Below are 7,443 nucleotides of genomic sequence, written 5' to 3' on the forward strand. Positions count from 1 at the left end.
ACCTCGACTATGCTGCCGCGTAGTCGCAAGCCCTGATGTGTCTACTGAACCGGGGCAACTCCACGAGAGGCTCACGCCGGGATCTGTGGGAGCCTCGAGGCGAGATCCCTCGGGGCTACCCGACCACAGGCCTGGGGTCGGGCCTGGGTCTTGGCCTCGGTGGCAGGTCGAAGCCAACTCGTCGTCACTCGGCGAGGCGAATCGCAAGCTCGATTTCCCAGCCGCCGTTGTCTGCGGTCAGGACGCCAGCATGATAAATCTCGAGCCGACAGCCCCAGCGCAGGCCATCAGCTGTCAGCCCGGCGTCCCATTGCATTCCTTGTTGACCCGCCCATTCCAGTAGTAGGCCTGTGGAATCCATGAGTCCGGATGGGTGAGCGCTATGGACGAGGGTCGCGTACCGGCCTGCAGGCAGTTCCCTGCGATGGGTGCCCTCCAAGGTTCGCAGATCAGCTTAAAGAAACAATCCTCAGCGGCATCTATGCGGCTGCGGAATCCAGCCGGAACGAAGAACGACGTCAGCGTCAGCGGTTGCTTATCGCAGACATGGTCCACGCTGCCAACAGCTGGGTCGACACATTGCAGATAATCGCCATCAGCAGCGCGGGCCATCGGTGGAAGACGAGCGACATGATCGAGTGGGTGAATACTGATAGCGGCCGCGCAATGGCCCAAAATATGGAGATCATCAAGCAGAACGCACGAAAGATCCGCTTCGAAACAAGGGATGTTGACCTACTGGCGGCACTTGATGTAGCACAAACTGCCGTGAGCAACTCGGAGATCTTCGAGCCGATCTGGAATGGTTCTGCCCGCGATGCCGAGACGCGGACGGTCATCTACCGCCATCTCAACCATGTCAAACGAGTCTTCCTAGATCTCGAAGAGATCGGGATCAAGGTGCTGGCCGACCCGCCAACCAAAGGCGCGCCGTAGCGCACCGAGCGTCCTGGCGGCGCCTTAGTAGTCCATAGTGGACAATGAAGACTTATTGCTAGCGCGGATATTGGGTTGACGTTCGGCTAGGGAACGGTCGATGACGCTCATGGACCGTTCGCCTGGCTCGAGAGAATCGCGCCCTGCCAGGCGCTCGCGGGCAGCTTGGCGATCGCGGCCTCGTCGGTGGCGGTGATGGTCCAGCCGATGGTGAAACGGATGGTCCGCCGCCTGGTGGCTCGTGCTTTCCTGCGGTCGAGCAGGTCATTGGTGGCGCCGGCGCCGTCGATGCGGATCAGCAGCTTGCTGCGGTAGGTGGTGGGGATCTGGGTGACGGCCGCATCCAGCAGGTCGATGTGGTCGCGTGCGTCGTTAGCGTCGGCGTTGCCTGGCCGTAGCCGGATCGCCAGCGACTTGGCGGTGTTGGCGCACCAGGTCGCCAGCGAGTGGAACCCGAAACCCTTCTTGTAGGTGGGGGCGGCGCCCTGCTTGGGGTGAGTGCGCGGCGATCAACATGGCGTCCGTATCCAGGACTGCCTAGCCCGACAACATCTTGCCCGCCACGCTCACCCGGGGGAATCCCGGCTCGCGGGCGGCCAGCAGGTCCCATGTCTGAGCGCGGGTGGCGGCGCGCGCCCGGTTGATCGCGGCCGTGAGCCGGTCATCGGCGGTGGCGGCCAGCACCCGGCGGATGGTGGAGTCGGAAGGTGGCGCGCCGAACAGCGGTGCTTGATGGGACAGCATGACGATCTGTCGCACGCTCCTGGCTCCCAGCAAGATCGCGATGGCCAGCTGGACCAGAGCGATGCCGCGGTCCCAGCCCGGTGGGCGATCCCGTCGGGCGGCGCAGCGGTTGAAGGCCCGGCCGAGCGTGGTCGTCAGTCCCACCCGGTCGGCGTAGCGGCGTAGGAGTATCGCGCCCGTGTGCCCGACCAGTCTCCTTCCTTCCGCGGTCACAGACAGCCGGAAGTCCCATCCCGTAGTCTTGACCTGAAAGGTGCACCCGATTCCCTGCCTGCCGGATACGACGTCGACATTCGCATCCCCGCAGGTCAGGTGCACCTTTTCATGTCGTTTTAGGTGATCGCTTCAACTCTCATGGAATGAATACCCGAGGTCATTAGGCGATCGAAACGGTAGCGCCGTCCATGTCCAGCAGAATTGGACATGAAGCGCTACGCTGGTGTCATGGCAACGGCGGGAGAGACGCTTCAGGCAACGCTCAGCGAGAGCGCGTACGGCGCCCTCAAGGTACTGGCCGAGAGCACCGTCCCGCTCTCCGGTCGAAAGGTAGCAACTGCTCTGGGTGTTTCCCCGACCACAGCGAACACCGCGCTGGCCACATTGTCAGAAGCCGGGTTCGCCATCTCGAAGAGATCAGGGAAAGCCATCCTGTGGCAGCTCGCGGTCTCGAACCCTTCGATCAGCGCCTGGCTCGAGGAGACAACGCCTATCAGCGCAGTGCCTTCGACCGGATCAAGTCCGTACTCGACGGGCGGTGGTGGCGTCCGCTTGGAGCACTCTTACGCGGCGTGTCTGATTGCCGGATTCCTCGCGGGTGAAGCCCTGCCCGAGCTTGGCGATGCCATATCCGTCAACACCATTCGACTTCAGGCAAGCGATCTGAGCGATGTCGACGACATTCTCATCGAAGGGCGCGACTCTCACGGCGAGATGCACCGCTCCTCGATTGCCGTCCGCAGGAGCCCTGCGCTCACCTCAAGCGATAGCGCGTCAGTTCCCCTGATCCGCGACTTCTTGACGGTCGTCACGGACCATTGGCCCGAGGCGGCTTCGGGGCGGTGGCGGATCGTACTCGCGGTATCAACGAACGCCAATGCGATAGCACAGCTCGCTGAACTCGCGGAGCTTGCTCGCGCTCTTCCTGATGCAGCTGCTCTGGCGGATCGCTTGACGCAGCCGGGGCGAACGAATACCGAGATTCGCAGCCGGCATACCCACATCAACGACCTGGTCCGGCAAGCGTCGACAGGACTCGCCTCGACCAGCGGATTGGGCGTAGAGGAGCTGACTTGGCGACTCCTCCGGAGTCTCAGCACACGAAACCTGCGTCTGGAAAGGACAGACCGAGTAGACCGTACGACAGCAGTCAACACTCTGCAGCGCATGATTCACGACGGCACGCCCGCCGCGGCAGACGCACTCTTCTCCCGAATTGAAGAGCTGGTGGGGGGATGGGCGCCGCAGGGCGCGGTGCTGACGCAATCGGTGATCCGCCGGAGCCTGAGCCCCTACTCGCTAGCGAGATCCGCCAGGTTCGCCAGCGCGTGGGGGACATTGGATCGGCTCGGCATTCGTCTGCGCGAGTCGATTCGCCCGGCGCTGTGGTCGGCGTCGCAGTCACTGAAGCTGGAACTGGAGCGCGCCGAAGAAAGATCGAGCCTTGTTCAGGCCATGCGATCGGCAGGCGCGTCCGCTGGCGCTCTTGTGGTCACCGGCGATCCAGACGTCGGAAAGTCCGCCTTGTCACTACGCGCGATCGAGAACCTCGAAATGGAGGGCGCCGCCGTCTCCAGTCTCAGCTTGCGCGATCTCCCCCATGCCCCAGCCGACCTCGAGACCCAGCTGGGCGGATCCGCTATCGACGAGGTGATGGCAACTGGGGAAATGCAGCCCATCCGTCTCCTTCTGATCGATGGCGCAGAGTCTGTTCTCGAAGGTAAGGGTCAGGTTTTCCGGACAGTCGCCACAGCCGCGCTGAGGGCTGGTTTCGGCGTGGTTGCCGTCACGCGCGGCGATGGCTCCCGCCAGGTTCGCGACGAGCTGGCTCGAGCCGTAGAGCTGGCTCAATCTGGTGGCGCCCCGGCCGAGCATGTGGTGTCGCCACTGACCCACGAAGAGAGTCAAGCCCTTCCGGCGGCCTTCGCTGCCCTCGCTCGTCTGGATGACGACCCGCGCGCGGGGTGGCTTCTTGGCCGACCAGGTCTTGTCGACGTGCTGCTCCGGACGGGCGCGGCTCTCGATCCAGCCGACCTGCTATGCGAGGCGGACGTGTTTTCCGCGGTGTGGCGCAGTCTCATCCGTCGGGACGAGATCCATGCCCCAGGTACCGCATCCCCAGATGATCGTGAACAGGCCGCCCTGAGCGTGGCCAAACGTGCCCTCGGCATCGCCGGCCAACCTCCTCATGGCAGCAGCTCCGCTGAGCTGCGCTCGGACGGCGTCCTTCGGGTGCCCAACAACCCCGCCTTTTCGCCAGGCGATGAATTCGCAACCGATCTGTTCCGGGACTTCGCACTCTGTCGTCTCTTCATCGCGCACGGATGGGATCTCCTTGCCTCGGCCGGAGCCCCACGCTGGTCGATCCGCGCGGCTCGCCTCGGATGCCAGACCGCATTGCTTCACCGCGACGACTCGAGTGGCTGGGTGAGCCTGTCGACGACCTTCGGTGAGATCGCCGATGTTCACGGCGACAGGTGGTCGGAGGTGCCGTATGAAGCCCTTCTGGCTCTCTGGGACGCGGAGTCGGCCATCCGCGAACAATGGGGGCCTTTGACGGAAGACAACTGTGCTGGCCTTGGGACCCTGCTCCGCCTCGCCCAGACCAGATATGTGACCGGCACGATGGGCGATGCCTATGCGCTCGCACCACTTGTGAAGGTGGTCTTCTGCGAGCGGCCCACGATCGAGCGCGGACCGCGGCTCGGCAGTCGAGCCATGCATGAGGCCGTCCAGGACCTCGTTCTGGCTTGGCTCCGCGGTATGGCGAGTACCCGCCGACCGTCACATCCTCTGCGTCAAGAGGTTCGCGACGTCATCCTCGACAGCGCCCCGCCGTTCTACGACGACTTCGCCGTGGAGGCGCTCGCCTCCTTGGGACCGGATCTCGACGACCGAGCGGAGGCGTGGCTCCGCGAAGTGGCCACGGACAGGCCGGGAGACCTCAACCCCGCGGTAGAGTCGGCGATCGTCGCAGTCAGCATGTCGCAGGAGCGGCCGAAGTTGCTGCTGGATCTCGCTGAGGCCTACTACATCGAACGCCCCGATCCACGTGGTCGCTGGGGTGGCGGCTTCCCCTTCGACGATGGCATTCGGGACTTCCGCCACGGACCTACCCTCGGGTTCGCGATACCGCAGGCCGCCTGGTACTACGGTCCCTTCTTCCGCCTGCTCAATGCGATCCCGGTAGACGCCATTGGCTTCATCAACCGGATGCTTGATCACGCCGCCAGGTTCCGGGTTGACCAGTTGACCGCTCACGGCGACCGCTCTGCCGAGCCTGAGGGCGTATGCCTCGATCTGCCCGGGGTCGGTGATCGGCTCTATGTCGGCGACAGCCACGTCTGGGCGTGGTATCGCGGCACGAGCGTCGGACCACGTGCATGCACGAGCGCGCTTCTCGCGCTGGAGCGCTTCATCGACCACCTCCTGGAGCAGTTGAACGTCCCAGCCCAAACGATCGTCGAACTTCTCCTTCGCCACTGCCACAACCTCGCGGTGCCTGGACTCTTGGTGGGCTTCATGACTCGACATCGGGAGGCGACTGGCACCCTCCTTGATCCTTTCCTTGCCTCCCCGGCCGTCTGGCACCTTGAGACCAATCGCGTTACCGGTGACTTCGGATTTCGAGGACGAGATGCGGATGCCGACAACTTGACCGGAGCTGACCGGCGTAGGCACACCTTCCATGAGACCGTTAGCGCGATGGTGATCAACGCTCGGCTCTCTGGCGATGAGGATCGACTCGCCCAACTCCAGGCAGTCGGCATCCAACTCATCGAGAGTGCCCGCGCCGAGCTCGCCGACGTCGAAGGCGATCACGACGTCTACCTCGCGATGATCGAGAGCTGGGCGGAGGAGTTTCGCATCGAGAACTATCGAGCCAGTCGAGACGGGGACCAGATCGTCATCCAGTTCGAGCGACCCGGACGCATTGACCAAGTACTCGAGCCCCGCAGCGCCGAACTTCAGAGAGGGAACGCTCTACTCGGCCTCCAAAACCGCTACGGGCGCTACAACGATGCCCCCGAAAGCTGGCCTATCGAAAACCTCGAAGAAGATCTTGCGGCCGCACGTAGGCTCGTTGAGGATGAGCAAATCCCAGAAGAAGCGCTGTGGCCGGAGAACGGCCTCGTGGCCGTCGCCGCGGCAGCAGTGCGAGCCCACGCCCTGGGACGCGCGAGGTTGGATATATCCAGCCTGACCTGGGCGATTGACGCTGTGATCTGGGCTGCCGAGAACCCGCGAACTGACGAGATGACCTACAGCGGGACATGGTTCTCAATGGGGGCCGACCGTGCTGCGGCTGCGGCCGCACCACTACTTCTCCTTGAGCCATTCGACAACCTAGATCTAGACCGGCCGCGTGTTGAGAACTGTCTGCAGTGCCTCGCCACAAGCCTCTTCGATGAGGTACGTGCGATCTACGTCAAGGGCTGCGAGTCGATTTGGGCCATCCCGTGCGACATCGACGAAGGCTCGGCCCCATGTCGCCGGCACGGACCAGCGTGGATCGCCGCGACTGCAGGACTGATCGACTGCAGGCTGGGGCCGTGGAACCAAGAAACGCAGCAGCGGGAGCCTGATCCGCTGCCAGCGCCGTTCCACGAGTCGCTCTCGGCCGTTGCCGACGACCAGTTCATGGTCAATCGGCTGCGAATGCCGTTGGCGTGCATGGTCGACGCCAGGCGTGTGCCGTGCCTTCAGGGTACGGTCGGCGATCTCTGGGCGCCGCTCTGGGACGCCCACCGCAGAGGTCTCGCCCATTGGTGGAAGGAGGGATACGACCATCACGCGCACATCCACCACGAGCCGATCGCCCAGCGAATGATCACGATCGCGTTGGCTGGCGACCGAGACCCCATCAGGGCTCACATCGAGTATTTCGCCACAGACTCCAACGCTCTGCACATGCTCTTCAGCGGATTCGGCACCGTCTTCACCTACGACGAGCAGCTTCGACGATCCATGGTCGATTTCTGGCCGTGGGCGCTGGAAATCGCTCTTGATGCCGTCGGTGACGGAGTCGGGCTGCGCGCGCAGCGCCGTCATTCGTTCGACTACATGACTGCGGCCCTGCTCCCCACCCCGAACGCTAGGACGTCAGACCCGCACATCGATGGCACTTTCGCTCGATGCCGCGAGAACTGGCTTCAGCCCGACGCGCTAGGTCAGCTTGCGGACCGCTGGCTACGCCTCGCCCGCTGGGAGCCCAAAGCCGCTGACGCCGTGATCAAGTTCGCGAAGAGCGCACCGCGGCAGTGGCAGGCGACAACCGCGCTGACCTGGATCGAGTCGATCATCGACCAGCGCTATGCTCTCTTCGCCAATCGTCTCTGGTTCCTGGAGGAATGGCTAGCGGAACTCCGCAACCGTGGTGCGATCGTCGGGGACATAAGGAGCCGCTACCACCGGATCGTCGACGGCCTGGCCGCCGCTGGCGATCGAGCTGCGGTGAGCCTTCAGCAATTGGACGAGTAATGATTGGAGTTGCCCCGGTTCAGTAGACACATCAGGGCTTGCGACTACGCGGCAGCATAGTCGAGG

4 protein-coding genes and 1 pseudogene are annotated in these 7,443 nt (G+C 63.8%); 2 read left to right on the forward strand and 3 right to left on the reverse strand.

Translation table 11 applies throughout. The annotated features are described in order from the left end of the window. Positions 1-184 precede the first annotated feature (184 nt). Positions 185-361, reverse strand: a complete 177-nt coding sequence (locus ACFSKW_RS07430; protein WP_379570542.1) for a hypothetical protein — start codon at positions 359-361, stop codon at positions 185-187. An 8-nt stretch (positions 362-369) separates the two neighbouring features. Between ACFSKW_RS07430 and ACFSKW_RS07435 the strand changes: the two genes are divergently transcribed. Next, positions 370-936: a hypothetical protein gene (locus ACFSKW_RS07435; protein WP_379570544.1), complete on the forward strand. Its 567-nt coding sequence runs from the start codon at positions 370-372 to the stop codon at positions 934-936. 107 nt (positions 937-1,043) lie between these two features. On the opposite strand, the pseudogene ACFSKW_RS07440 reads toward ACFSKW_RS07435, so the two are convergent. Continuing rightward, positions 1,044-1,415 (reverse strand): annotated as a pseudogene (locus tag ACFSKW_RS07440) (IS1380 family transposase); the annotation flags it as partial. A 58-nt stretch (positions 1,416-1,473) separates the two neighbouring features. Further along, a complete protein-coding gene (locus ACFSKW_RS07445; RefSeq protein ID WP_379570546.1) occupies positions 1,474-1,893 on the reverse strand; it encodes a hypothetical protein in 420 nt (139 codons plus the stop codon). Positions 1,894-2,103: 210 nt separating this feature from the next. Between ACFSKW_RS07445 and ACFSKW_RS07450 the strand changes: the two genes are divergently transcribed. Further along, positions 2,104-7,377 (forward strand): helix-turn-helix domain-containing protein, encoded by a 5,274-nt coding sequence (locus ACFSKW_RS07450; RefSeq protein WP_379570548.1) that lies wholly within the window; start codon positions 2,104-2,106, stop codon positions 7,375-7,377. Positions 7,378-7,443: the final 66 nt, after the last annotated feature.

The sequence above is a fragment of the Nonomuraea mangrovi genome (genome assembly GCF_042681425.1).
Lineage (GTDB): Bacteria > Actinomycetota > Actinomycetes > Streptosporangiales > Streptosporangiaceae > Nonomuraea > Nonomuraea mangrovi.

Excerpts from the sequence above, each read along its gene's own strand:
- ACFSKW_RS07430 (WP_379570542.1), bottom strand. The coding sequence starts at position 361 with ATGGATTCCACAGGCCTACTACTGGAATGGGCGGGTCAACAAGGAATG.
- ACFSKW_RS07435 (WP_379570544.1), top strand. The coding sequence starts at position 370 with ATGGGTGAGCGCTATGGACGAGGGTCGCGTACCGGCCTGCAGGCAGTT.
- ACFSKW_RS07450 (WP_379570548.1), top strand. The coding sequence starts at position 2,104 with ATGAAGCGCTACGCTGGTGTCATGGCAACGGCGGGAGAGACGCTTCAG.